Origin of the sequence: uncultured Psychrobacillus sp. (genome assembly GCF_938022135.1) — a bacterium.
GTDB lineage: Bacteria > Bacillota > Bacilli > Bacillales_A > Planococcaceae > Psychrobacillus.
The window spans coordinates 12,725-37,992 of record NZ_CALIED010000068.1 but is presented as its reverse complement, the minus strand read 5'-3'; the positions used below and the strand labels follow the sequence as shown (position 1 = coordinate 37,992).

The window sequence follows — 25,268 nt, the reverse complement described above, 5'->3', positions numbered from 1 at the left end:
TATATGTTATACTGAGTCGAAATTAGTAAAAGTTAGATAAAAGGAGTTATAAATTAATGGAAGAAACAATCAGTCTCCAGGATCTTTTTAAGACGTTAAAGAAGAGATTAGCGCTCATCATCGTAATGACTATTCTTGCAGTGACGATTAGTGGTGTAGTTAGCTTTCTATTACTGACACCAGTTTATCAATCTTCGACACAAATTTTAGTGAACCAAGAGAAGACAGACGCAACCAATTTTAACTCTCAGGAAATACAAGCAAACCTACAGCTGATCAATACATATAATGTAATTATAAAAAGTCCAGCTATTCTTACCTTAGTAATTGAGGAACTAGATTTAGATACTACTACTGGTGCCTTAACAGAGCAAATTACAGTAAATAATGCGGAAAATTCGCAGGTAGTAAATATAACGGTTCAGGATCCAGACCCCAAAAGAGCGGTTGATATAGCGAATATGACTGCAGAGGTTTTCCAAACAGAGATTAAAAACTTGATGAAGGTAGACAACGTGAGTGTGTTGACACCTGCCATTCTATCAGACAATCCTTCACCGGTGAAACCGAATCCAATGCTTAATATGGCAATAGGAGCAGTAATTGGTTTAATGCTAGGAGTAGGGATTGCCTTCTTGTTAGAATACTTGGATACTACTGTAAAAAACGAACAGAACGTAGAGGACGTATTAAACTTACCGGTATTAGGACTCATCAGTGTTATTTCGGATAAGGATCTTAAAAGCACGAAGCTAGAAGTAACAAGCAGACGAAAGAGGGCTTAACATGGCTAAGAAAAAAAATAAAATCATTCAAACGGCAGCGAGAAAGCTCATCGCAGCAGCTAACCCTAAATCGATTGTTTCTGAGCAGTTTCGAACACTTCGAACAAATATCAATTTTTCCATGCCGGACAAGCCGATTAAAACACTACTATATACTTCCGCCTCTCCAGGTGAAGGGAAATCGACGGTCGCTGCAAACACAGCGGTAGTATTTGCACAGGAAGGTAAGAAGGTGCTGTTAATAGACGCGGATATGCGTAAACCGACCGTGCACTACACATTCCACTTAACAAATACAGTAGGGCTATCCAATTTGTTAACTAGACAAGTATTACTAGAGGATGCGCTAAAGCAGACCGAAACGGAAAACTTACACATTATTACGTGTGGTCCTATCCCTCCAAATCCGGCAGAGCTATTAAGCTCCAATACAATGGGAAAAGTAATTGAGCAATTAAAAGAAGAATATGACCTAATCATTTTCGATGCACCGCCGATATTATCTGTGACAGATGCACAAATACTTTCGAACATATGCGATGGAACGATTTTAGTAATGAGTTCTGGAGAAACGGAAAAAGAAGCGGTCGTAAAGGCGAAGGAAGCATTAGTTTCTTCCCAAGCAAACATATTAGGAGTCGTTTTGAATAATTTCGTTCTTCAAAAGGATCATTATTATCAATATTATGGTTCGGGAGAGTGATTGGCATGAAAACCAATCACTCTTTTAATTTACAATAAAGGGGATAAAGGTTATAAAATGGTAGATATACATGCTCATATACTCTATGGAGTGGATGACGGGCCAGCTACATTAGAAGAAGCGTTAGGTCTTTTATATCAAGCAGAAAAAGAAAGGCTAACTGATATTATCGTAACACCCCACGGCTATCATCCGCATTTTGATGTTCAAAGAGAAATCGTTGTGGAAAGATTTAATGAAATTCAAGAGTCAGCAAAGGATAGAGGCATTTCTATTAATTTGAAGTTAGGTCAGGAAATTAGAATTGGTGAATCTACTATTCAACAAGTAGAAACTGGAGAGGCTTTTACATTAGGTAGCTCCAAATATGTTCTATTAGAATTACCTTCCACTAGTATACCTGCGTACACCGTTCCAGTTATCCAAGGAATCTTAAGCTTAAACAAAGTCCCTGTTATTGCTCATCCAGAGAGAAACAAAGCGATTGCAGAAAATCCAGGGAGACTGTTAAAGCTTATTAATCACGGAGCAATTTCTCAAATAACAGCAGGAAGTCTAGCAGGGCATTTTGGTAAAAAAATCCAAAAACAATCGCTACAGCTAGTTGATTGCAATTTAGTCCACACCTATGGATCGGACGTACATAATCTTAAAGCAAGACCATTTTTATTTGATGCAGGCTTAAGCTACCTGGAAAAACATAAAAGGTTAAATGCAGTTGACATCTTCCTAGAAAACAATGCTCGAATTATGGAAAATGGGGAAGTAATCATTTTAGAGCCTGGGAATCCAAATACCAAAAATTGGTGGAACTTATTTTAATGTAAATGTAATATTCGTAAAATAATAAAAGAGAGAAGTGATGAGGCTAATCGGTTCATCACTTTTTTACTGCAAAAATATATATTTATGTTATAACAATAGATTGAAAGACCTTTTCAACAAACAAATAAAGGAAAAAATAAAATAAGTTCAAATGACCTATAAAAATAACATCTTTAACAAATAAATAATTTAAGAGTGCTGATTTACATATTTTTGATATATCTATTGATAAAAAATGTTAGTATAATAATTCATATTAGTAATAGAGGTAGTGAAAAAGTCATTGTTATGACAAGATGTTTCATTTGCATGACACTGAAACGACTAACTTCTTCTATCAAAAGTGCTATAATAATGTGTAACTGGAAAGTTGTAGATACACACTGGTACTAGAATGGGAGAGTGCTCCATGTCATTAAAAAGAAGAATGTCGATGTTAATTTTTGTAGATTCCTGTATAGTTTTGTTTTCCATCTATATAGGTTATTTTTTATTGCATCCAATCGACAACCCGTTTACAGATGTATTGCTGTTAGTTAGCTCCCTTTCCATATTTGTCGCCCACCATAGCTTTGCAATGTTTTATGGCCTTTATCGCAAGGTATGGGAATATGCCTCTATTAGAGAGCTTCTTTCCATTTTCAAGGCAGTAAGCTTCTCTATTCTCACAGTTGCAGTCATTCAATGGCTAGCAATGGGAGATGTTCTGTTTAGAGCTTTATTCATCACTTGGATGCTGCATTTACTGCTGATTGGTGGTACAAGGCTTTCGTGGAGAGTGTTCCGAGATACATTTATAACTGGGCAAAAAGCAAACGATACGAAAAAAAGAACACTAATCATTGGAGCCGGGGCGGCTGGAACTATGATTGCCCGACAGCTATTAAAAAATGTGAACTCTCCACTTAGACCGATCGCTTTTTTAGACGACGATGTGGCAAAAAAGGGATTAGACATTTTTAACATGCGTGTGCATGGTGGAACGGACGATGTGGAAGACATTGTGCTCGAGCATAACATAGAGCATATTATCATCGCCATACCGTCGATGGAAAAAACGCGTCGTGCCATGCTCCTACAGCGATGCTTAGACACAGGCATTCGAACACAAACGATGCCGCTGATCGAGGACCTACTAACTGGCAAGGTTTCGATTAATGAAATACGAGATGTAAAAATTGAAGATTTACTAGGTCGCGACGAGGTACAACTAGACTTGGCTACTATTTCGTCTAAACTGACTAATAAAAAAATCCTTGTCACGGGAGCGGGTGGCTCCATAGGCTCAGAGATTTGTAGACAGGTAGCTAGATTTAACCCTAGTCAAATCATTCTTCTCGGTCACGGAGAAAATTCTATCTATACAATAGACATGGAATTACGTCAAAAGGTTGCAGCTGAAACGAAAATAATTCCAATTATTGCAGATGTTCAGGATCGAAACCGCATATTCGACATTGTTTCGGAATACAAGCCGGACGTCATTTATCATGCCGCAGCGCATAAGCATGTCCCATTGATGGAATACAATCCTATGGAAGCAGTGAAAAACAATATTTTTGGAACGAAGAATATTGCGGAGGCCGCAGATGTGTTTGGAGTGGAATATTTCGTTATGGTTTCCACAGATAAAGCAGTGAACCCACCAAACGTCATGGGCGCAACAAAACGCTTTGCCGAAATGATCGTTCAAAACCTCGCAAAGGAAAGCAATACTAAGTTTGCCGCTGTACGCTTTGGTAATGTACTAGGATCTCGAGGTAGTGTCGTACCATTATTTAAAAAGCAAATTGCAGCTGGTGGACCAATAACAGTAACAGACCCTGAAATGACAAGATACTTTATGACGATACCCGAGGCATCGCGTTTAGTATTACAAGCGGGAAGTCTAGCAAGTGGTGGAGAAGTATTTGTGTTAGATATGGGAGAGCCAGTTAAAATTGTAGACTTAGCGAAAAACCTAATCAAGCTTTCTGGCTTTAGAGAAGGAGAAATTGGTATCGAATACTCCGGCATTAGACCAGGAGAAAAATTATTCGAGGAGCTTTTAAACGACAACGAGATTCAAAGTAGATTCGTCTTCCCAAAAATTCATGTAGGAAAAGCTAATCCAATAAGTGAAGCAGAGCTGAAATACGTGATGGAAAAGCTTCCGGAAATGGATAAAGCAACATTAAAAGAAACGTTAATAGGACTAGCAAATCATAAATTCGTAGATTCTCCTATTAAGGAACATGTCTAATATCAATTATCTGATAAATGAAGGAGATATCCGATGAAAAAAGTAAGAAAAGCTATCATTCCAGCAGCAGGTTTAGGGACTCGTTTCCTACCTGCTACAAAGGCAATGCCAAAGGAAATGCTACCTATTGTAGACAGACCTACTATTGAATATATCGTAGAAGAAGCTATCGCTTCTGGAATTGAAGATATTATTATAGTAACAGGTAAAGGCAAACGCTCTATTGAGGATCATTTTGACCGTAACTTTGAATTGGAGGAAAACCTTCGAGAAAAAGGAAAATACGAGCTACTAGATAAAATCAATCAATCATCTAAAGTAGAAATCCATTATATACGCCAAAAAGAACCCAAGGGATTGGGACATGCGGTATGGTGCGCTCGTAACTTTATAGGCGATGAACCATTCGCTGTTTTACTTGGAGATGACATTGTCCAAGCAGATAAACCATGTCTTCAACAACTAATGGAACAGTATGACGAAACTGGCTCATCTGTTATTGGAGTTCAACAAGTGGCCGAGGAAAATACTCATCGCTATGGAATCATTGACCCAAGTGGTCAAGAAGGTAGACGTTATCGGGTTAGTAATTTTGTTGAAAAACCAGACCAAGGAACAGCGCCTTCTAATCTAGCAATTATGGGTCGCTACGTTTTAACACCTGAAATTTTCAGGTTTTTAGATAAGCAGCAGGCTGGTGCGGGTGGAGAAATACAGTTAACGGATGCTATTCAAGAGTTAAATCAAGTTCAAGATGTGTATGCTTATGACTTTGAAGGTAAGCGATATGATGTCGGAGAAAAGTTAGGGTTTATACAGACTACGATTGAGTTTGCTCTACAACATGAAGAACTTAGAGATGACTTACTTCTATACTTGGATAGTTTAATGGCAAATAAAAAATTAAACAAATAAATAAAGGTAAGAATTGAAATATGTACATCCCTTAGAACGAAAGGAATTAATCTAATGAAAGAAAGAATTTTCTTATCTTCACCACATATGAGTGAAGAGGCTTACGAAATGCATTATGTACAAGAAGCATTTGATACAAACTGGATTGCACCTCTTGGAGAGAATGTTAACCAATTTGAAAAAGAACTAGCAGATAAGGTCGGTTCCAAAGCGGCAGCTGCACTTTCTTCTGGAACAGCTGCCATCCATTTAGCATTAAAAGCAGCAGGAGTTGGAAAAGGAGATATTGTATTCTGTCCAACTCTTACCTTCTCTGCAACTGCTAACCCTATTATTTATCAAAATGCAATACCAGTTTTTATAGATAGTGATTATAAAACATGGAATATGTGTCCCAAAGCTTTAGAAGAAGCATTTGTAAAATACCCAGGGGTTAAGGCTGTTATTGTAGTACATTTATATGGTTTAGCTGCAGATATGGATAAGATCATAGCACTATGTAAGGAACATAATGTTGCTTTAATTGAAGATGCAGCAGAATCTTTAGGCACGTATTATAGGGGACAACATACTGGAACATTTGGTGATTATGGCATTTTCTCATTTAACGGAAATAAAATAATTACTACTTCAGGTGGAGGTATGCTCGTATCGAATAACGAAGAGCGAATTGCGAAAGCACGATACTGGGCAACTCAATCGAGGGATCAAGCAAGACACTATCAGCATAGCGAACTAGGTTTTAACTATCGTATGAGTAATGTAGTTGCTGGAATTGGTAGAGGACAGCTAAAAGTTTTGGAAGACCGAGTTGCTAAAAAAAATTATATTTTTGCATTTTATAAAGAAGAACTTAGTGGGTTGGATGATATTGAGTTCATGCCTTACAATGAGTGGAATGAACCTAACTATTGGTTGAGTAGTATGACTCTATTAGGCAAGGTTAGGCCACTTAATGTAATGGAAGCTCTTGAAAAAGAGAATATTGAGTCCAGACCTATTTGGAAGCCAATGCATTTGCAGCCTTACTTTGAAAAGTATGATTTTGTTGGGACAGATGTATCGGAGAAATTATTTGAGAATGGCATTTGTTTGCCGAGTGATACGAAAATGACGGATGAGGATTTGGAAAGAGTCTGTAAAATTATTAAAGGTTTGTGGGTATAAAATAGTAGAGGTGGAATATTCAAATGACTGAGATAAATGTACTCATTTTAAGTGCCGGGAGAAGAGTAGAACTAATTCAAGCATTTCAAAAGGCAGGACAAAAACTAAATATTAAAAGTAATGTAGTTGCCGGTGACTGCTCTGATACGGCCCCAGCTTTATATTTTGCTGATAGAACCTATAAATTACCATTCATCCATGATCCTAATTATATTAATTCTATCATCAATGTTTGTAATAATGAAGATATTTCATTAATTATACCAACTATAGACACTGATTTATTATTACTTGCAGAGAATAAAATATATATTGAGAAAAAAACAAATGCAAAGGTTTTAATTTCAGATTTGGAAGTTATAGAAATATGTAGAGATAAAGTTAATACACAAAAGTTTTTAGAAAAAAATAATTTTAGTATTCCTAAAATGTATAACGATAGCGAATTACTCAGTGACAATGTAAAATACCCTTTATTTATTAAGCCTATTTCGGGTAGCTCAAGTATTAATACATTTAAAGTAAATAATAAAAAAGAACTAAATATTTATAGAGATATTATTAATAAGTCTATTATTCAGGATTACATTGAGGGAGAAGAATATACAGTTGATGTCTTTTTGGATTTTGAAAGTAATATAATTTCTATTGTTCCACGTCTAAGAATGGCAATTAGGAGTGGAGAAATATCAAAAGGGAAGATTCTTAAAGACAGGGAGATTATAGATAATATTACTCAACTTATGAAAATATTAAAGCCGATTGGCCATATAACAGTCCAACTTATGAAAACAAAAAATGGCATTCAATATATTGAAATAAATCCTAGATTTGGAGGAGGAGCTCCTATGAGTATTCAGAGTGGAGCGGACTCTTGCGAGAACCTATTTAGATTATTAATGGGGGAAAAATTAGAGTATAACGAAAATTATAAGGATAATATCACTTTTTTGAGATTTGATCAAAGTGTCTGCCTTGATGAAAATATGGAGTTATTGTGATGGTGAAGGCAGTTATATTTGATTTAGATGATACCTTAATTTCTGAAAGAGAATATATTGAGAGTGGCTATAGACATATATCAAAATTATTATGTGAAAAATTAAACATAGATGAGCTAGATATATATCTACTACTTATGGAGTTATTTAAAGAGAGTTCTGTTAAAGTGTTTAATAGATTTTTCGATAAATTGGAAGTTTCTTACTCAAGAAAAGATATTACAGAACTAGTGGAAGAGTATCGCAATCATTTACCTAATATTATGTTTAACGATGAAGTATTAGCATGCTTGGAATTCTTGAAAAGAAAGGGAATAAAAGTGGGTATTATTACGGATGGTTATGCAAATGCTCAAAGGCAAAAGCTGAAAGCAATTGGAGCGATTAATTACTTTGATCATATTATAGTTACAGATGAGTTGGGAAGGGATTATTGGAAGCCACATCCTAAAGCTTTCGAAATTATGAAAGAAGCTCTAGACATTGAGTATCGTGAAATTATTTATGTTGGGGATAATCCTAAAAAGGATTTTTATATAAGTAGTATATACCCTATTAAAACTATAAGAATTAAGAGAGAAAATGGCATTTATACTATAAATGAATATTTTCAAGGTATAAAAGAAAATATCACAATTTCTTCTTTTAAAGAAATTGTTGATTTGCTTAATTTAAAAACTCTTTAATGATTGGAGAACATTATGAATACAATTTCTAAAACAATTGCAATTACTGGACCATTTGCAGATGTTAACTTCGGTGACTATGCGATGCTTATTAATAATATTTACGACATAGATATTAAAGACGTAACATTATTTTCATATGATAATGATTTCCTGAGAACTATAAAGAAAGATTATTTAAATGATTACAATGTAGATATAGTTGAGGTCAAACTTACAGATGAAAATAGTAATTGTATGAAGAATAATTATACCTTGACACCAATAGAAATACAGTCACTGATTAGCAATTACAATGAGCTAGTAGCGAAAATAAAAAAAATTGATGTTTTAATAGTAAATGGTGGAGGTTATTTTAACGGACTTTGGAGTATGCCTCATAGAATAGTAAGATTAATTAAAATTATTGCACCAATACTTATTGCAAACCAATTAAATAAAAAAATCATGTTTACTGGTAATAGTTATGGACCTTTTGCAAAAGACTCAGACTTTTTTGCTTCTTTATTTAATGCTTTAACAAATGTAACTTTTGGATGTCGAGATAATTTATACTCACCAATGTGGGCGAGACAAATAGGAGTAAAAGACATTGATATAAAAAATATTCCGGATGACTTATTTATAATTAACAATAGAATCCTAAAGCAACAAATTACTACAACAGTAAAAAGTAATAATTATATCGTAATGGAAACTTATTTACCCTTAGATTTTATTAAAGAAAATATCAATTACTTTAAAGAATTTTCAAATAAAATGTATAAACGTTACGGTCTAGAAATAGTTTTCCTGCCGCTTAATATAGAGCATGGTGGAATGCAACAAGCAGTATATCTTAATGAAATCCTTGAAAACTTTGAGTATGTGGATATTTCAAAGAAGGGCTACCTTCCAATCCAAGATGCTGTAGATATAATTAGGAATGCAAAGTTAGTGGTTAGTTCTAGGTATCATGCTTTGGTAGTTGCATTAGGAACAGAAACGCCAACCATTAGCGTGTTGAAAGATGTCATGGGCGATAAAAGATACTATTATAACAAGAATAGTGGGATGTTAAGGCATGCTTTAAATGGTATTAACTTTGATGAAAAATATTACTTAAGAATTGATTATCTAGAAACTTTAGATTTCATTACAAATAATTTCTTGGAAATTGTTGAAGAACAGAAGAAAAACTATAATTCACAGTATATCTTAAATAAAGAATTTCTTAAGAGTATAAGAGAAGATTATCTATATGAAATAATTAATTAAAATCGATTCCTATAACTAGTTAGTGAGGTAGAATAGATGATTTATAGAAAATATCTTAAAAGAGCATTAGATATTATTTGCAGTGGATTAGCATTGTTAATTCTATCTCCAGTATTTTTAATAATTGCTTTAGCAATAAAGCTAGATACTAAAGGACCTGTAATTTTTACTCAGAAGAGAGTTGGAAAAGATAAGGAACCATTCAAAATTTACAAATTCAGAACAATGTTGACATTGGAAGATAGTTTTTATAATGATGGAACACCAATTGAGAACTATGACCGAATAACAAAAGTTGGGAATTTATTAAGGAAAACAAGTATGGATGAACTTCCCCAGCTAATCAATATTTTCTTAGGAGATATGTCAATTGTAGGACCTAGACCAACGTTGTCATATCAGGTTGAAAAATATAATGCAAATCAAGTAAAACGTTTAGAAGTAAAACCTGGCTTAACGGGGCATGCTCAAGTAAGTGGACGTAATAGCCTTAGTTGGGATGAAAAAATTCAATGTGATATAGATTATGTAGACCGTATCACCTTTTTAAGAGATGTAAAAATAATTTTAAAGACTGTATTGGTAGTATTAAAAACTGAAAAGGTTGAGTTTACAAAACCGGATGAAATAAGTAAGCACTCAGGTGATGTAAGGAAAGACATTTAGAATCGGAGGAGGTCAATTAACTTGTGAAAAAAGTTTTGGTATTAGCAAATCATATATTGGGAATTTATAGTTTTCGTAGAGAACTTATTCTAAACATGATTGACGAAGGGTATGAAGTAACGATTGCAGCACCTGCACATGAAAAGGTATCTTATTTTACTAACAAAGGGTGTAAATTCATTGAAACTCCAATTAATAGACGAGGGACTAATCCTATAGTAGATTTAAAATTAATAGCTAAGTATTTTAAAATAGTTAAAAAAAATAGTCCAGATATTATTTTAACATATACAATAAAACCTAATATATATGGCGGTATCATATCTAGGTTTATGAAGATTCCATATATAGCAAACATAACTGGTCTGGGAACTGTAGTAGAAAACAAAGGAATACTACAAAACCTTACGGTGTTGTTATATCGTATTTCTTTAAAAAACGTAAGTTGTTTATTTTTTCAGAATGAAGAAAACGAAAGATTTTTTAAAAATCAAAATATCGCATTAGATAGACATAGGTTAATTCCAGGGTCAGGAGTAAATCTTAATTACTTTGGCCTATTAGATTATCCAGATGATGAAAATGTAGAATTTTTATTTATCGCAAGAATCATGCAAGAAAAAGGGATTGATCAATACTTAGAGGCTGCTGAGTATATTAAAATTAAGTATCCTAAGACAGTGTTCCATATCCTTGGTAATTGTGAAGAAGCATATGTGGATAAATTAAAGAGAATGCAAGAAAAAGGTATAATAAAATATCATGGCAGACAAGATGACGTTCGAGAGTTTCATAAAATTTCCCATTGCACAATACATCCAACTTATTATCCAGAAGGGATGTCGAATGTTTTACTTGAAAGCGCTGCTTGTGGAAGACCTGTTATTACAACTAATAGGGCAGGGTGTAGAGAAATTGTAGATGACGGAATGAATGGATACATTATTGAACCTAAAAATACTCAACAGTTGATTGAAAAAATCGAATTATTTCTAACATTGAATCAAGATGCTAAGTCGAGAATGGGGAAATACAGTAGAAATAAGGTAGTACGAGAGTTTGATAGACAAATTGTAGTAAAAGCATATATAGAAGAAATGAATAACATTACAAACAAGATTTAAAAAACTTATTATTTCCTCAGAAAAAAAGGTGGTAATTATGAAAAGGAAAAGGGACAAAATTAAGAAATTATCAGGAACAATAGATATTGTAATAAAAATATCAAAAATTCTGCCTAAAAGTTTTTATATCTCTTTGCTAAAATTTGTAAGACATCATGACAACTATCTAGCGATGTTCATTCGATACATTTGCTTAAAGAATTGTGCTAAAAGTTGTGGGAATAACGTTGCAGTTTTCCCAGGGGTCTATTTACATAGGATTCACTTTTTAGATATAGGTGACAATGTTAGTATACATCCAATGTGTTATATAGATGCTTCTGGTGGGGTGGAAATTGGAAATGATGTTTCTATAGCTCACAATAGCACTATAATATCTGAAGAACACAGATATTCAAATTTAGATTTGAATATCAGAGATCAAGGATGTATATTGAAACCAACAACAATTCATAATAATGTTTGGATAGGTGCTGGGTGTAGAATATTAGCGGGAAGTATAATTAACTCTGGAAGTATTGTTGCTGCTGGAGCTGTTGTGAAAAATGAGATTCAAAGTAATTTGATTGTTGGGGGTATACCAGCTAAAACTATAAAGGAAAGGAAAATGTTATGAAGCTAATATTTGCACATGACCATATATTCTATAAGTTTAGTAATCAATTTTATAGTACAGGTGGACTCTCCAAAGAAATGTTAGAGCGATATACAGCGGTATTTGATGAGGTAATTGTTCTAAGCAGACAAAAACATATAAATACATACAACGATAAGCTTACTCTTGCCTCGACAGACAGAGTTAAATTTGTAGAAATCCCTGAATTTAAATCAATTTCTAAGTTGACTAGAATTTTTGAGGTCAAAAAAATTATAAACGCTGAGATAAAATTAGGGGACTCGGTAATAGCAAGATTACCAAGCTCTATAGGTTCTTTAGCAGTTAGTGCAGCTATAAAAAATAAGATACCATATCTACTAGAGGTTGTCGCTTGTCCATGGGATGCACTTTGGAATCATAGTTTTAAAGGAAAACTAGTTGCCCCTTATAAGTTTTTTAAAATGAAAAATCAAGTTTGGAATTCTAAATATTCTATATATGTAACTAATAAATTTTTACAAGAAAGATACCCTACAAAGGGTAAATCGGTAAATTGTTCAAATGTTGCTCTACAAGAATTTGATAACAATATTCTTGAAAAAAGGATAGAAAAGATATTAAATAAACTAGATACAAAATTAATTATTGGAACTACAGCAGCAATAGACGTAAAGTATAAAGGTCAACAGTATATTATCGAAGCATTAGGACAATTGAAAAAACAAGGAATTGCTAATTTTGAATATCAGTTAGTTGGTGGAGGCGATACGAAATATTTAAAATCAATAGCAGAGAAATACGATGTGAGTAATCAGGTAAAATTTTTAGGTACTCTTCCACATAATAAAATCTTTGAGTGGTTAGATGAAATTGATATCTATGCCCAACCTAGTAGACAGGAAGGTTTACCTCGTGCATTAATCGAAGCGATGAGCAGGGGGTTACCAGCAATGGGATCAAATACTGCAGGGATTCCTGAACTGTTAGAGAAGAATTTTATATTTACTAATTCTAGAGAGAATATTAAGGAAATAATAGAAATTTTAGGGCAATTCCAAAAAGAAAATAGAATTTTACAGGCCAAGAGAAATTATATTGAATCAAAAAAGTATGATAAACAAGTAATAGAGAATAGGAGGAATAAGTTTTTAAATCAATTTAAAGTAGAAAAAAGTATTTAAACTTTGATGGGCAGGGTTTAGAGTTAAAGGAGTGTATAGGAACACATAATGGATATTCATTATAAGAATAGAAAAATGATAAATGCAATTTATTTTTATATAATACTGACAGCATTACCTTTGCTATTGGAAAATTATTCTTTTAATACCTTTCTTACTCCAGGTTCTAGTTTGTATAGTATGTATATTAATCTATTGTACTTATTATTACCCATAATTCTTTTAAAGGTAAATAATTTTGAGTTGACTATTAATAAAAATCAGGTTTTTTTAATAGTTATATTATTAATATTAAGTTTAATATCCTTTTTTTTCGGTCTCCAAATATACACGGATTATAAACTATTTATTAACACAATTTTATTATCTGTAGGTGTTTTTACTATAATTTGTTTGTCAAATTCTTTTATACTCTCCGAAGAGGAATTAAATTTGTTCATGGTAAAAATGTTACACTTTGTTATATTTGCATGTTTATATAATGTAATAATTAATATTGATTTATTGTTGTTTGGAAGTTCCACGCTACATGTAAAAAGACAATTTGCATCGTTTTTTAGTAATAAAAATACTTTTGGTATTTTACTGGTGATTGGAATAATTGTTTGTACCTATTTATATATGCTTAATAAAAAGAGTAAATTTTTCTTTGTTTTTTTATTCTTTATTTTAAATTTAATTTGGACAGAATCGACTAATTCTTTAATTAGTGTAATTATATTTCTAGCTACTTTCTTTTTTATGTTTTATAAAATAAATTACATAAAAAGAACTCTAATAATTTTTGCTGGAGTTTCAATATCTTTCTTTTTATTGAGAAGTAATTTTTTTGAAGGTGTTGTAAATTTTATGAGGTTTGGGGATATTAGTGAGTTAAGTGGTAGAACCAATCTATGGTTAGCTGGTTTAAAAGTATTTTCAGAAAATATTATTTTCGGGATAGGATTAGGACACTCTCCTCGTATTCTGTCAAATTCCGGATATGAAAATGATCAATTCCATAATGGTTATATAGAAATTTTAGTTTCTGGAGGTATAGTCCTTTTTATTATTTATTTCCTATTAGCATCAATTTTTATATATAAATTAAGAATCCTTCGCCTAAAAAATAACTTAATGGGAAGTATTTATTTAGCCGGGTTCCTTTCATTATTATTTAGTACTTTCTTTGAATCTCTACTACTGTTTAGAGGAGGGTATTTTAGCGGGATAATTACCTTGTTTTATATTTTTATGCCTTTGACGTTAATAAACAGTATAAAAAGATTATAAAAAAATTAAGTAGACAAAGATTCATTCAAAAACATTAATGAATGGTTAGGAGATATAATGGATAGTCAATTAATTAGTGCTATTATTACAACATATAAAAGGGATAAAAAATACTTGAAAAGGGCTATTCTAAGCGTATTGAATCAGACTTATACAAATTTTGAATTAATAATTGTTGATGACAATGGCCAAAATGAATTTCAATATATAGTTGAAGAAACAATAAAGGAAATTAATCCTAATGTGCATATAAAGGTAATTAAACACGAGCAGAATATGGGAGCACAGGTTGCGAGAAATAATGGTATTAGGAGTGCAAATGGAAAATTTATAGCTTTTCTAGATGATGACGATGAATGGATTGAGAACAAATTAGATTTACAACTAAAAAAATTTAATACGAACAATAAATTAGGATTAGTATATTGTTGGTATAATATATGCAAAAATAATGAAAAGACAAAAAAAATAAGAAAACCTAGTAAGAATTTAAGAAAGGGTATAAGAGATTTATTAAGAACGAATTTTATTGGATCTACATCATTTCCTCTAATAAAGAAAGAGTGTTTTGACAAAGTTGGATTATTTGATGAGACACTAAAAGCTAAACAAGATTATGATATGTGGTTAAGGATATGTAAAGAATATCAAATTGATTTCGTTGAAGTACCTTTATGTAATTATTATATTCATTCAGATGAGAGAATAACAAGTAATGTGCAAAATAAACTTGAGAGTGAAGAGATATTTTTAAAGAAACATATTAATGACATAAATAAAGATAAAAAAGCACTGTCGTTTAAATATAGATTAATTGGTTCATATTATTTAAAGTTAAAGAATATCCATGCTGGTAGAAGATGTATATTGAAAAGTATTTTGATCTATCCCTTTAGTTATAAAACTTATATAAATTATCTGTTGTCTTTTCTGAAAAAAGAACATCAAAAATAAACTAGTGGAATTACTTTTGTATAATATTCTTACTAAAATGTATTGATTACAGAGAGGAAAAAAAAGTGAGAATGAAAAGTAAAATAGTAAAATTATTAAAAAGGCCATTTGTCAGGAATGTCATAATTATATCGACAGGAACTTTGGCAGCTCAAGCTATTACATTATTTTTAACCCCAGTTATTACTCGTTTATATGGACCAGAAGCTTATGGTTTGATGGGAGTTTTTGTATCTCTTTTAGGTATAGTAACGCCAATAGCTGCACTTACCTATCCTATTGCTATTGTGTTACCTAAAAAAGAGGAAGAAGCTCAAGGAATAATCCGACTATCTTTTTATATATCATTAATAACTTCTATGGTAGCTGTGTTAATTATTATCTTTTTAAGTGAACATATAGTTAAGTTATTTAATATTGAAGAAATTGAATCATATTTATTTTTGATACCAGTTGCTATTCTTCTTGCTGGATTTTCACAAATTATGCAACAATGGCTAATACGGACTAAACAATTCAGAATTACTGCCAAGACAACCTTTGTACAAGCTTTAGTGATGAATTCTGGAAAAGTTGGTGTAGGTGTTTTCTACCCTGTTGCACCGGTACTAATCTCTTTATCAGCAATAGCGCCGGGATTTAATGCTTTCCTGATGTATCTATTTCTGAAAAAGTCTAATGAGAAACAGGTCTTTTATTATAATAAATCTATTTCAATAAAGAAACTTGCTACTAATTATAAAGACTTTCCATTATTTAGAGCTCCTCAAGTATTCATAAATGCTATTTCAGATAATCTACCGGTAGTTTTGTTAACATCCTTCTTTGGTCCTGCATCTGTTGGGTTTTATTCTTTAGGAAGAACTGCATTAAGTATTCCAACAACACTTATCGGCAAATCAATTGGTGATGTATTTTATCCACGAATATCTGATGCTGGAAAGAATGGTGAAAATTTAACGAATTTAATAAAAAAAACAATGTTTTTACTTGGTATTATCGCAGTAATACCATTTGGGTTAATTATAATATTTGGACCTGGGTTGTTTAGTTTTGTTTTTGGAGCTGAATGGAGAGGAGCAGGTGAATATGCCAGATGGATAGCATTATGGCTTTTCTTTAAATTTATTTATCAACCATGTATTATAGCATTACCAGTACTATCGGCACAGGCTTTTCATCTTAAATTTACAATAATAAATTTGATGGTACGTTTATTATCATTAATAATAGGATTTTATGTGTTTTCAGATGATTTAATGGCTATAGCGTTATTTGGAATATCTGCAGCTATTTTAAGTATATGCTTAATATTTATTACACTTCAAATTAGTAAACGTTTTGATAATCGCTTAAATTAGAAGTGAAAAAAATTCTTACCATACTAGAGTAAAAGGAAGTCGATATTATGTACAAAATAGCAGTAGCCGGAACAGGATATGTAGGTTTAGTAGCAGGTGTATGTTTTGCAGAAATAGGTCATCAAGTAACTTGTGTTGATATTGATCAAGCTAAAGTAGAACTTATGAAAACTGGTAATTCTCCTATTTATGAAACAGGATTAGAAGAATTGATGCGAAAAAACTATGCTGCTGGAAGAATAAATTATTCTACAGATTATCAAGCAGCTTATAAAGACGCTGATGCAATATTTATAGGTGTGGGCACACCAGAACAGCCTGATGGATCTGCAAACCTTTCCTATATAGCAACAGTAGCAAGACAAATCGCAGAATCTATTGAGAAAGATTGCTTAGTTGTGGTTAAGTCAACAGTACCTGTTGGTACGAATGATAAAGTTGAACAGTTTATCCAAGACTTCTTAGTGAATGATGTTCGTGTAGAAGTAGCTTCCAATCCGGAGTTCTTAGCGCAAGGATCTGCTGTACATGATACATTACACGCAGAACGAATTATCATTGGTACTGAAAGCAAATGGGCTGAAGAAGTTTTGACTGATATATATAAACCTTTTAACTTACCAATCGTTTCTGTAAATAGAAGATCAGCAGAAATGATTAAATATGCTTCTAATGACTTCTTAGCACTTAAAATTTCGTATATGAATGATATTGCAAATCTTTGTGAATTGGTTGGTGCTGATATTCAAGATGTTGCCAAAGGGATGAGTTTTGATACTCGTATTGGAAGTAAGTTTTTAAATGCAGGTATTGGCTATGGGGGATCTTGTTTCCCAAAAGATACAAAGGCGTTAGAGAATTTAGCAAAACAAAATGGTTATGATTTAAAAACCGTTTCTGCGGCAATTGATATTAATAAAGAACAAAAAACTAAGTTATACAAAAAGGCTAGTAAAAGACTTATTACTTTCAACGGCTTAAAAGTAGCAGTATTAGGCTTAACCTTTAAACCTGGTACAGATGACTTACGAGAAGCTGCTTCCTTAGAAAATATCCCTCTTTTATTGGAACAAGGTGCGGATATTTATGCTTTTGATCCTGTAGGTGCAGAGAACTTTGCAAAAGTTCATCCAGAAGGCAAAAATGGTAAAGGCACTATTACATATGTATCTAACATAGAGCATGCCTTAGTAGATGCAAATGTTTGCTTTATCTTTACGGAGTGGGGAGAAGTAAAAGCTATCACTCCTGATAAATATAAAGAATTGATGAGAACTCCTTTAGTCTATGACGGAAGAAATATTTATCCAGTTGAAGACATGGAAACAGCGGGAGTAGAGTACTACTCTATTGGTAGAAAACCAGTAACTAGAGATGTATTAGAGCTACAAAAGGAGGCAAAGCTTAATGGGTCACCAACCACTCGACGTAAATAAAACCTATCTGGTCACAGGAGCAGCTGGTTTTATTGGCTACTATCTATCTAAAAAGCTTTTAGATGAAGGGTGCCAAGTCATTGGTTATGATAATATAAATGATTACTATGACGTCAACTTAAAATACACTCGTTTGGAAAAGCTTGAACCTTATGATAATTTTACTTTTATCAAAGGAGATCTTGCAGATAAGGACGCAATTACTAGCCTATTTGAAAAATATTCTCCTAATGTAGTAGTTAATCTAGCAGCTCAAGCTGGAGTTCGCTATTCCATAGAAAATCCAGATGTATATATACAAAGTAATATCATTGGTTTCTATAATATATTAGAAGCTTGCAGACATTATCCAGTTGACCATCTTGTATATGCATCCTCTAGCTCTGTATATGGTGCTAATAAAAAAGTGCCATTTGAGGAATCTGATTTCGTAGACAACCCCTTGTCTCTTTACGCTTCTACCAAGAAGTCTAATGAGTTAATGGCCCATACATATAGTCACCTTTACAAGATTCCAGCTACTGGTTTGCGTTTCTTCACTGTATATGGACCTATGGGTCGTCCCGATATGGCGTACTTCGGATTTACTAATAAGTTATTTGCCGGTGAACCTATCCAAATATTCAACAATGGAGACTTTGACAATGATTTATACAGAGACTTCACATACGTTGACGATATTGTAGAAGGCATTGAACGCCTATTAAATAATCCACCAGCTACTGACGGTGTACAACACGATGTGTTCAATATAGGAAATAACAATCCTGAAAAACTAATGGTCTTTATAGAATCATTAGAAAAAGCATTAAGTAATGCAGTTGGAAAAGAAATAACCTTTGTAAAAGAATTTCAGCCTTTAGTAGCTGGAGATGTACCTGCTACCTATGCTTCAACAGATCGCCTACAAGAAAAAGTAGGCTTTAAACCTAAAACTTCTATTCAAGAGGGCCTGCAGAAGTTCGCTGACTGGTATGTAGACTATTATCAAATTAATAAATAATAAGCAAGCAACTGAGAATTTTTCAGTTGCTTTTTTATTTGCCCGACAAAAATATCTAAAAACAATATTTATTCCATAAAATGTATTGACAGCGCTTTCATTATGTTTATAATCAAACATAAGATGTTGTTTATGAACATCTAGTGTTCGCGAAAAAAGAATATAGGGGGATTTTTTGTGAGAAAGTTGTTCGTGTTAATGATGGCGCTAGTTTTAATGTTAGTTGCATGTTCGGAAGATAACAACGGGGGGCAGGCATCCGGTGAAAAGCTGGAAGGGGTTCCCGATGGTGTTCAAGGTGGCATAAAGATAGCAATAATTCGTAACTTGCCATCCGATGATCACACTAAGCAATTCTTAGATGGTGCACGTCAAGAAGGGGAAGCGTTTGGTTTTAAAGTAGACACTATGATTGCAGATAATAATGATGCTCGTTTTCAAGAGCTAGTAGCTCAAGCTATTCAACAGGACTACGATGGGCTGATCATTTCGCATGGAAAAGCAGATTATTCTTATGACATGCTTAAGCCAGCACTTGATAAAGGTATGAAGGTAGTTACATTTGACACAGTAGCAGAAAAAGATGGAAAGACTTTAGAGGGTGTTACTTCCACCGTACAAGACGATCATAAATTAGCTGAGCTATCTTTAGATGAGGTTGCATCATTAGGGAAGCCAGTAAATGTGATTAAAGTTTGGTATGGACCAGGAATACCTCCGTTAGATTCTCGTCAAGAAATCTATAAAAAGTATGAAGAAGAAGGAAAGATTAATACCCTTGAAACAGTCGGACCTACTAACTTTCAAGATATTCAAGGAGATATAGCAACAAAAATGAATGCAATCTTAGCTAAATATCCAGAAGGTACAGTGGATGCCGTTTGGGGTTCATGGGATGAAATGGCTAAAGGTGCATATAAGGCAATGAAAGACAATAAACGCGATGATATTAAGTTAATATCTATAGATGTTTCTAACCAAGATATTAACCTAATGAGAGAAGAAGGTTCTAATTGGGTATCAACAGCAGCTGTAGATCCATACTTAATCGGCCAGATGAATATGAGAATTCTTGCTAAAAAGTTAGCTGGAGAAGAAACTCCAGAAACATATAGCTTAGAGGCGAAGTTAATTAAACAATCGGATTTAAAAGAAGACACTACAATGTTTAACTTAGATGAAATTGTTGAAGGCTGGGGCAAGTCAGACGACTTTAATGAGAGCTGGATGGAAACACTTCGCGATAACTATAAAAAGTAGTATATGGGAGAGCTAAGTCTCTCTCTTTTCTTTCTAAAGGGGGATAGTGCATGACACTATTGGAAATGAAAAACATATCAATTGAATTTCCAGGGGTAAGAGCGCTTCAAAATGTGTCTTTTTCTATGAATTCAGGAGAAATTCGAGCATTGATAGGGGCAAATGGGGCCGGTAAATCTACATTGATGAAGGTTCTCTCTGGTGCTTATGATCATTATACGGGAGATATTTATATAGACGGTGTCCTTCATCAGATTTCTTCTCCTTTATACGCTAAAGAGTTAGGCATCGATATTGTCTATCAAGAGGTTGATACCGCCTTAATATCGTATTTGGATGTAGCAGAAAATATTATGCTAGATGAAATGGTAACCAATATGAAGGGCAAAAGTTTTATATCATGGAAGTCCATTCATACAAAAGCCAAGGAAATATTAAAAAGATTAAATATTACGATTGATACTAAAAAAAGAGCAAATGAGCTTACACTTGCAGAGAAACAGATGGTTCTTATCGCTAGAGCAATCGTTCAGGACAGGAAATTTTTAATACTCGATGAGCCAACTGCACCTTTAAGTAATCGTGAGACAGCTGAGCTTTTTAGGATTGTTAGAGAGCAGAGTAGAGAACACGGGCTTGGAATAATTTTTATATCACATCGTCTTCCAGAGTTATTTGAAATATGCCAGTCTATATCAATTATGAAAGATGGAAAAATGGTGACGACTACACCGATCGAGGATATTACACAAAAACAAGTAATCGAGCTAATGTTAGGTAAAACTTTCAACGAAGAACATGCAAGACACGAGAAACTACCAGGGGAAATTATGCTTCAAGTAGAGAGTTTAACAGATCACCGTAATTTCCTAAAAGATATATCCTTTCATATTAAACAACATGAAATTGTAGGGATTGCGGGTTTAGTTGGAGCAGGAAAAACAGAGCTCTGTAAAGCAATATTTGGGGATATGTCAATTGCTCAAGGGACTATTAAACTAAATGATAAATTAGTAGAAAACAAAACTCCGTCTAGGGCTGTTAAAAATGGTTTTGCGTTGGTTCCGGAAGAACGAAGAAAAGAAGGGGTATTTGTAGAGGAATCTGTATATACCAATTTGACGGTAGCTAACCTGAAAAAGCATTCGCTCCCTTTAGGGGTGTTGCGGCCAGAGGGTGAAAAGAAAGTAGCAAAAGAAGTTATAAAAGCTTTAGGTATTAAAACCCCAACGGAAACACAAAAGGTAAGTCTTCTAAGCGGAGGTAATCAACAAAAAGTAGCAGTTGGGAAATGGATGCTAACAGATTCGGAGATTCTAATGTTCGATGAGCCGACAAAAGGAGTGGATGTCGGTGCAAAGGGAGACATTTTTGATATTATCACTTCCTTTGCAGAACAGGGAAAAGGGATTCTTTATGCCAGTAGTGAACTGAATGAGATTTTAAATATTACGGATCGTGTGTATGTCATGTATGACGGCGAAATTGTAAAAGAGCTAGTGACTACTGAAACAACAGAGGAAGAGATTTTGTACTATTCAACAGGGGGGCTTTAAGTAATGCAACAAGTATTAGAAGTTAAAAAAGAGTCAATGTGGAGAAAGTCCCTAACCTTTTTAAATAACTGGGGAACTGTTTTAGCTATCATTTTTCTAGTTATTTTCTTCGCACTAGCAATACCGCAATTTTTTACAGGGTCTAATATTGTAAATATTATGCGGAGTATCTCTATCGTAACTATTATCGCCATTGGATTAACTGTATCGTTAACTGTCAATGGGTTTGATTTGTCTATCGGGTCCACGGCTACTCTTGCCAACTCTTTAGTTGTATCTTTTTTTGTATGGTTTACATTGCCAACAGGGGTTTCCATTGCCCTTGCTTTAATATTAGCGTTAGGAGTCGCTCTTTTTAACGCATTTCTTATTGTAAAGTTAAAGATTCCAGATTTATTTGCTACTCTTGCTACGATGTTTATCGTGGAAGGTGTGGCAATGACGTATACAGGTGGGGGATCTATCAGTGTCGGAATGCCAAGGCTTGATGGGACGCCTACAACTGGTAAAATTCCTGCTATCTTTACAATGATCAGCCAAACACCATATATCATTATTCTAATGCTTGTTGTAGTCGCATTAGTTTATTTCTTTCTAAAACATACAAAACACGGGCGCTATTTGTATATGGTGGGCGGGAACCCAGAAGCAGCAAGGCTGTCTGGTATATCTGTTAACAAATACAAAACCTTAGCCTATGTAATTTCAGCACTTTTAGCTGCTCTAGGTGGAATTGTGCTTGCATCTCAAATTGGTTCTGCTCAAATTAATGCGGGAGCAGGTTATCTAATGCCTGCTGTAGCAGCAGCCTTCATCGGATCCTCTTTTGCAGGACAAGGAAAACCAAATGCAATAGGAACATTAGTAGGAGCTACATTAGTAGGGGTACTAGAAAATGGGTTAGTTATGATGTCGGTACCGTATTACTCACTAAATATTATTAAAGGTGCAGTTTTAGCCTTAGCGCTTGCATCCACTTACTATACTCGTCGTAAATACTAAAAGGAGGAACATTCAGTGGAAAAATTCTCAACGTATTTTCTAATGGATTTAGCTGATGTAAAAGAGTACGCTACAAAGCGACTAGACTTTTTAAAGGATTCTGAGAATCTAGAAGTGACGGAAATAGGTGATGGAAACTTAAACTATGTTTTTCGTGTGAAAGATTCTGTAAGCGGTAAATCAGTAATTATAAAGCAAGCGGGACCAACAGCAAGGATTTCAGAGGATATTATCTTATCGACAGATAGAAATCGAATAGAAACAAAAGCTTTAGAGATCCAAAATCAATATACGCCTGGACTAGTACCTCATATTTACTTTTCGGATGAGGTGATGAGTGCTTGTGCAATGGAGGACTTAGGTAACTTTAAAATAATGAGACAGTCATTAATGGAACATGAAATTTTTCCATTATTTCCAGAACATATCACTACTTTTATGGTAGAATCACTGTTACGTACCAGTGATATTATGATGAATCATAAGGGAAAAAAAGCACTTCAAGGTCTCTTTATTAATCCAGAGCTTTGTGAAATCTCTGAGGAGCTAGTTTTTACAGAGCCCTACTATAACAACAATAATAGAAATGAAATTATAGAGGAAAATACAGAATTCGTACAAGAACATTTATATGATAATCTAGAGCTCCATAGAGAAGTGGCCAAGCTTAAGTATTTATTTCTAACAAAAACGGAGAGCCTGCTTCATGGTGACCTTCATACAGGCTCTGTATTTATAACTCCAACAGAAACTAAAGTAATTGACCCAGAGTTTGCGTTCTATGGACCGATGGGTTATGACGTAGGGAATGTGATTGCCAATTTGACGTTTGCCTGGGTAAACGGAGTAATGACTGAAGATGAAAGGTTCACTAATTGGGTAGAACAATCCATTGAAGATACTCTAGATTTATTTAAACAAAAGTTTGTGAAGTTATGGAAGGAATCAGCTGAAGAGCCATTTGCTAAAAATGAGTCTACTATTGTAGAAGATTATTTATCTCAAGTCTTGAAGGATACTGCAGGTATGGCAGGTCTTGAGTTGAACCGAAGAATTGTAGGGCTTGCAAAGGTGAAGGATATTACGAGTCTAGCTAGTGAACAGCGAGTTATTGCTGAAAGATTATGTATGTTAACTGCAAATGAATTCATTTTAAATCAATCAGCTTATCAAAGTGGAGCTAAATATATCGATACTTTAAAAGCTGTAAAGGAGAGTTTAATATGTCAGAAGAGTTAATATCGATAAAGTGGGAAAATGATGGCCTTATATTGCTTGACCAAACGATTCTTCCAAATGAAATAGTGTATGACCGTTACGAAACGATTGAAAGTGTATGGGATGCAATAGTGGTGATGAAGGTAAGGGGGGCACCTGCAATTGGAGTGGCTGCTGCTTATGGAATGTATCTTGGAATTCGAGATTGTAAAGGCTCCTATGAAGAGTTTATGGATTTATTGCAAAAAAGTAGAGATTACTTATCTACATCCAGACCTACTGCTGTAAATTTGTTTTGGGCTATTGACCGTATGGTTGGGAAGGCAATGGATTCTAACTTACAAGACGTAGAAGAACTCAAACAAATTTTACTAGAAGAAGCCATCTCCATTCACAAGGAAGATGAAGAAATAAATCGTAATATTGGCGAACATCTATTGACTCTATTAGAGGATGGTCAAGGTTTTTTAACCCATTGTAATGCTGGAGCTTTAGCTACCACTAGATACGGAACAGCTACTTCACCATTCTATCTTGCAAAAGAGAAGGGTTGGGATTTCAAGGTTTATGCTGACGAAACTAGACCAAGGCTACAGGGTTCGACTTTAACTGCATTAGAATTACAACGTGCAGGAATAGATGTTACTGTAATTACTGATAATATGGCTTCCATGGTTATGTCTCAGGGGAAGGTTCAGGCTGTAATTGTAGGCTGTGACCGGGTTGCTGCAAATGGAGATACAGCTAATAAAATTGGTACAATGGGAGTAGCTATTTTAGCGAAACACTTTGGTATTCCATTTTATGTCGCAGCACCAACTCCGACTATTGATCTTGCTACACCAAATGGAAGTGGTATCCCTATTGAGGAAAGAGATACGGAGGAAGTGACTAATCGCTTTGGGCAATGGTCTGCTCCAAAAGATGTGAAGGTATATAATCCTGCTTTTGATGTGACGCCTGCAGATCTAATAACTGCTATCGTAACAGAGAAAGGAATTGTAAGAGGACCATACGAAGAAAATCTAAAAAAATTGTTTTTATAAAGGTAGGTAA

The 25,268-nt window shown here is 33.8% G+C and carries 23 protein-coding genes; all 23 read left to right on the top strand.

Annotation, left to right across the window (positions count from 1 at the left end):
- Positions 1-56 precede the first annotated feature (56 nt).
- The 23 genes from Q0371_RS13830 to mtnA all read left to right on the top strand — a co-directional run bounded on the left by Q0371_RS13830 (position 57) and on the right by mtnA (position 25,258).
- Complete coding sequence (locus Q0371_RS13830; protein WP_298472030.1) at positions 57-785, top strand: Wzz/FepE/Etk N-terminal domain-containing protein; 729 nt, start codon at positions 57-59, stop codon at positions 783-785.
- Between the two features lies 1 nt (position 786).
- Entirely contained in the window at positions 787-1,488 is a 702-nt protein-coding gene (locus Q0371_RS13825; RefSeq protein WP_298472028.1) for a CpsD/CapB family tyrosine-protein kinase, read from the top strand.
- 57 nt (positions 1,489-1,545) lie between these two features.
- Positions 1,546-2,310, top strand: coding sequence for a CpsB/CapC family capsule biosynthesis tyrosine phosphatase (locus Q0371_RS13820; RefSeq protein WP_298472026.1), 765 nt, complete (start codon positions 1,546-1,548; stop codon positions 2,308-2,310).
- A gap of 412 nt (positions 2,311-2,722) precedes the next feature.
- Entirely contained in the window at positions 2,723-4,555 is a 1,833-nt protein-coding gene (locus tag Q0371_RS13815) for a nucleoside-diphosphate sugar epimerase/dehydratase (protein ID WP_298472024.1), read from the top strand.
- Positions 4,556-4,588: 33 nt separating this feature from the next.
- On the top strand, positions 4,589-5,470 hold the full coding sequence (gene galU / locus Q0371_RS13810) for a UTP--glucose-1-phosphate uridylyltransferase GalU (protein ID WP_298472022.1): 882 nt from the start codon (positions 4,589-4,591) through the stop codon (positions 5,468-5,470).
- A 54-nt stretch (positions 5,471-5,524) separates the two neighbouring features.
- Positions 5,525-6,637, top strand: a complete 1,113-nt coding sequence (locus tag Q0371_RS13805) for an aminotransferase class I/II-fold pyridoxal phosphate-dependent enzyme (RefSeq protein WP_298472021.1) — start codon at positions 5,525-5,527, stop codon at positions 6,635-6,637.
- A 23-nt stretch (positions 6,638-6,660) separates the two neighbouring features.
- A complete protein-coding gene (locus Q0371_RS13800) occupies positions 6,661-7,638 on the top strand; it encodes an ATP-grasp domain-containing protein (RefSeq protein ID WP_298472019.1) in 978 nt (325 codons plus the stop codon).
- A complete protein-coding gene (locus Q0371_RS13795) occupies positions 7,638-8,324 on the top strand; it encodes an HAD-IA family hydrolase (protein WP_298472017.1) in 687 nt (228 codons plus the stop codon). The genes Q0371_RS13800 and Q0371_RS13795 overlap by 1 nt, the downstream gene beginning before the upstream one ends.
- A 15-nt stretch (positions 8,325-8,339) precedes the next feature.
- Positions 8,340-9,581, top strand: a complete 1,242-nt coding sequence (locus Q0371_RS13790; RefSeq protein WP_298472015.1) for a polysaccharide pyruvyl transferase family protein — start codon at positions 8,340-8,342, stop codon at positions 9,579-9,581.
- A 36-nt stretch (positions 9,582-9,617) separates the two neighbouring features.
- The gene (locus Q0371_RS13785) at positions 9,618-10,247 is read left to right on the top strand and encodes a sugar transferase (RefSeq protein ID WP_298472013.1); all 630 of its coding nucleotides are present in this window, start codon (positions 9,618-9,620) and stop codon (positions 10,245-10,247) included.
- Positions 10,248-10,270: 23 nt separating this feature from the next.
- Positions 10,271-11,371 (top strand): glycosyltransferase family 4 protein, encoded by a 1,101-nt coding sequence (locus Q0371_RS13780; protein WP_298472011.1) that lies wholly within the window; start codon positions 10,271-10,273, stop codon positions 11,369-11,371.
- A 37-nt stretch (positions 11,372-11,408) separates the two neighbouring features.
- The gene (locus tag Q0371_RS13775; protein WP_298472009.1) at positions 11,409-11,987 is read left to right on the top strand and encodes an acyltransferase; all 579 of its coding nucleotides are present in this window, start codon (positions 11,409-11,411) and stop codon (positions 11,985-11,987) included.
- On the top strand, positions 11,984-13,150 hold the full coding sequence (locus Q0371_RS13770; RefSeq protein WP_298472007.1) for a glycosyltransferase: 1,167 nt from the start codon (positions 11,984-11,986) through the stop codon (positions 13,148-13,150). Before Q0371_RS13775 ends, Q0371_RS13770 begins: the two co-directional genes overlap by 4 nt.
- Before the next feature lie 438 nt (positions 13,151-13,588).
- Positions 13,589-14,422, top strand: a complete 834-nt coding sequence (locus tag Q0371_RS13765; RefSeq protein ID WP_298472148.1) for an O-antigen ligase family protein — start codon at positions 13,589-13,591, stop codon at positions 14,420-14,422.
- A gap of 57 nt (positions 14,423-14,479) precedes the next feature.
- A complete protein-coding gene (locus Q0371_RS13760) occupies positions 14,480-15,376 on the top strand; it encodes a glycosyltransferase (protein WP_298472006.1) in 897 nt (298 codons plus the stop codon).
- 71 nt (positions 15,377-15,447) lie between these two features.
- Complete coding sequence (locus tag Q0371_RS13755; RefSeq protein WP_298472146.1) at positions 15,448-16,737, top strand: oligosaccharide flippase family protein; 1,290 nt, start codon at positions 15,448-15,450, stop codon at positions 16,735-16,737.
- A gap of 47 nt (positions 16,738-16,784) precedes the next feature.
- On the top strand, positions 16,785-18,173 hold the full coding sequence (locus Q0371_RS13750; RefSeq protein ID WP_298472004.1) for a UDP-glucose/GDP-mannose dehydrogenase family protein: 1,389 nt from the start codon (positions 16,785-16,787) through the stop codon (positions 18,171-18,173).
- The gene (locus Q0371_RS13745) at positions 18,145-19,176 is read left to right on the top strand and encodes a GDP-mannose 4,6-dehydratase (protein ID WP_298472001.1); all 1,032 of its coding nucleotides are present in this window, start codon (positions 18,145-18,147) and stop codon (positions 19,174-19,176) included. Before Q0371_RS13750 ends, Q0371_RS13745 begins: the two co-directional genes overlap by 29 nt.
- Before the next feature lie 177 nt (positions 19,177-19,353).
- Positions 19,354-20,436 carry a sugar ABC transporter substrate-binding protein gene (locus Q0371_RS13740; protein WP_298471999.1) on the top strand — a complete coding sequence of 361 codons (1,083 nt, stop codon included), beginning with the start codon at positions 19,354-19,356 and terminating at the stop codon, positions 20,434-20,436.
- Positions 20,437-20,486: 50 nt separating this feature from the next.
- Positions 20,487-21,992, top strand: a complete 1,506-nt coding sequence (locus Q0371_RS13735; RefSeq protein WP_298471997.1) for a sugar ABC transporter ATP-binding protein — start codon at positions 20,487-20,489, stop codon at positions 21,990-21,992.
- A gap of 36 nt (positions 21,993-22,028) precedes the next feature.
- Positions 22,029-22,994, top strand: coding sequence for an ABC transporter permease (locus Q0371_RS13730; protein ID WP_298472144.1), 966 nt, complete (start codon positions 22,029-22,031; stop codon positions 22,992-22,994).
- Positions 22,995-23,009: 15 nt separating this feature from the next.
- Positions 23,010-24,233: an S-methyl-5-thioribose kinase gene (gene mtnK / locus Q0371_RS13725; protein WP_298471995.1), complete on the top strand. Its 1,224-nt coding sequence runs from the start codon at positions 23,010-23,012 to the stop codon at positions 24,231-24,233.
- Positions 24,218-25,258, top strand: coding sequence for an S-methyl-5-thioribose-1-phosphate isomerase (gene mtnA, locus Q0371_RS13720; protein WP_298471993.1), 1,041 nt, complete (start codon positions 24,218-24,220; stop codon positions 25,256-25,258). Before mtnK ends, mtnA begins: the two co-directional genes overlap by 16 nt.
- Positions 25,259-25,268 lie beyond the last annotated feature (10 nt).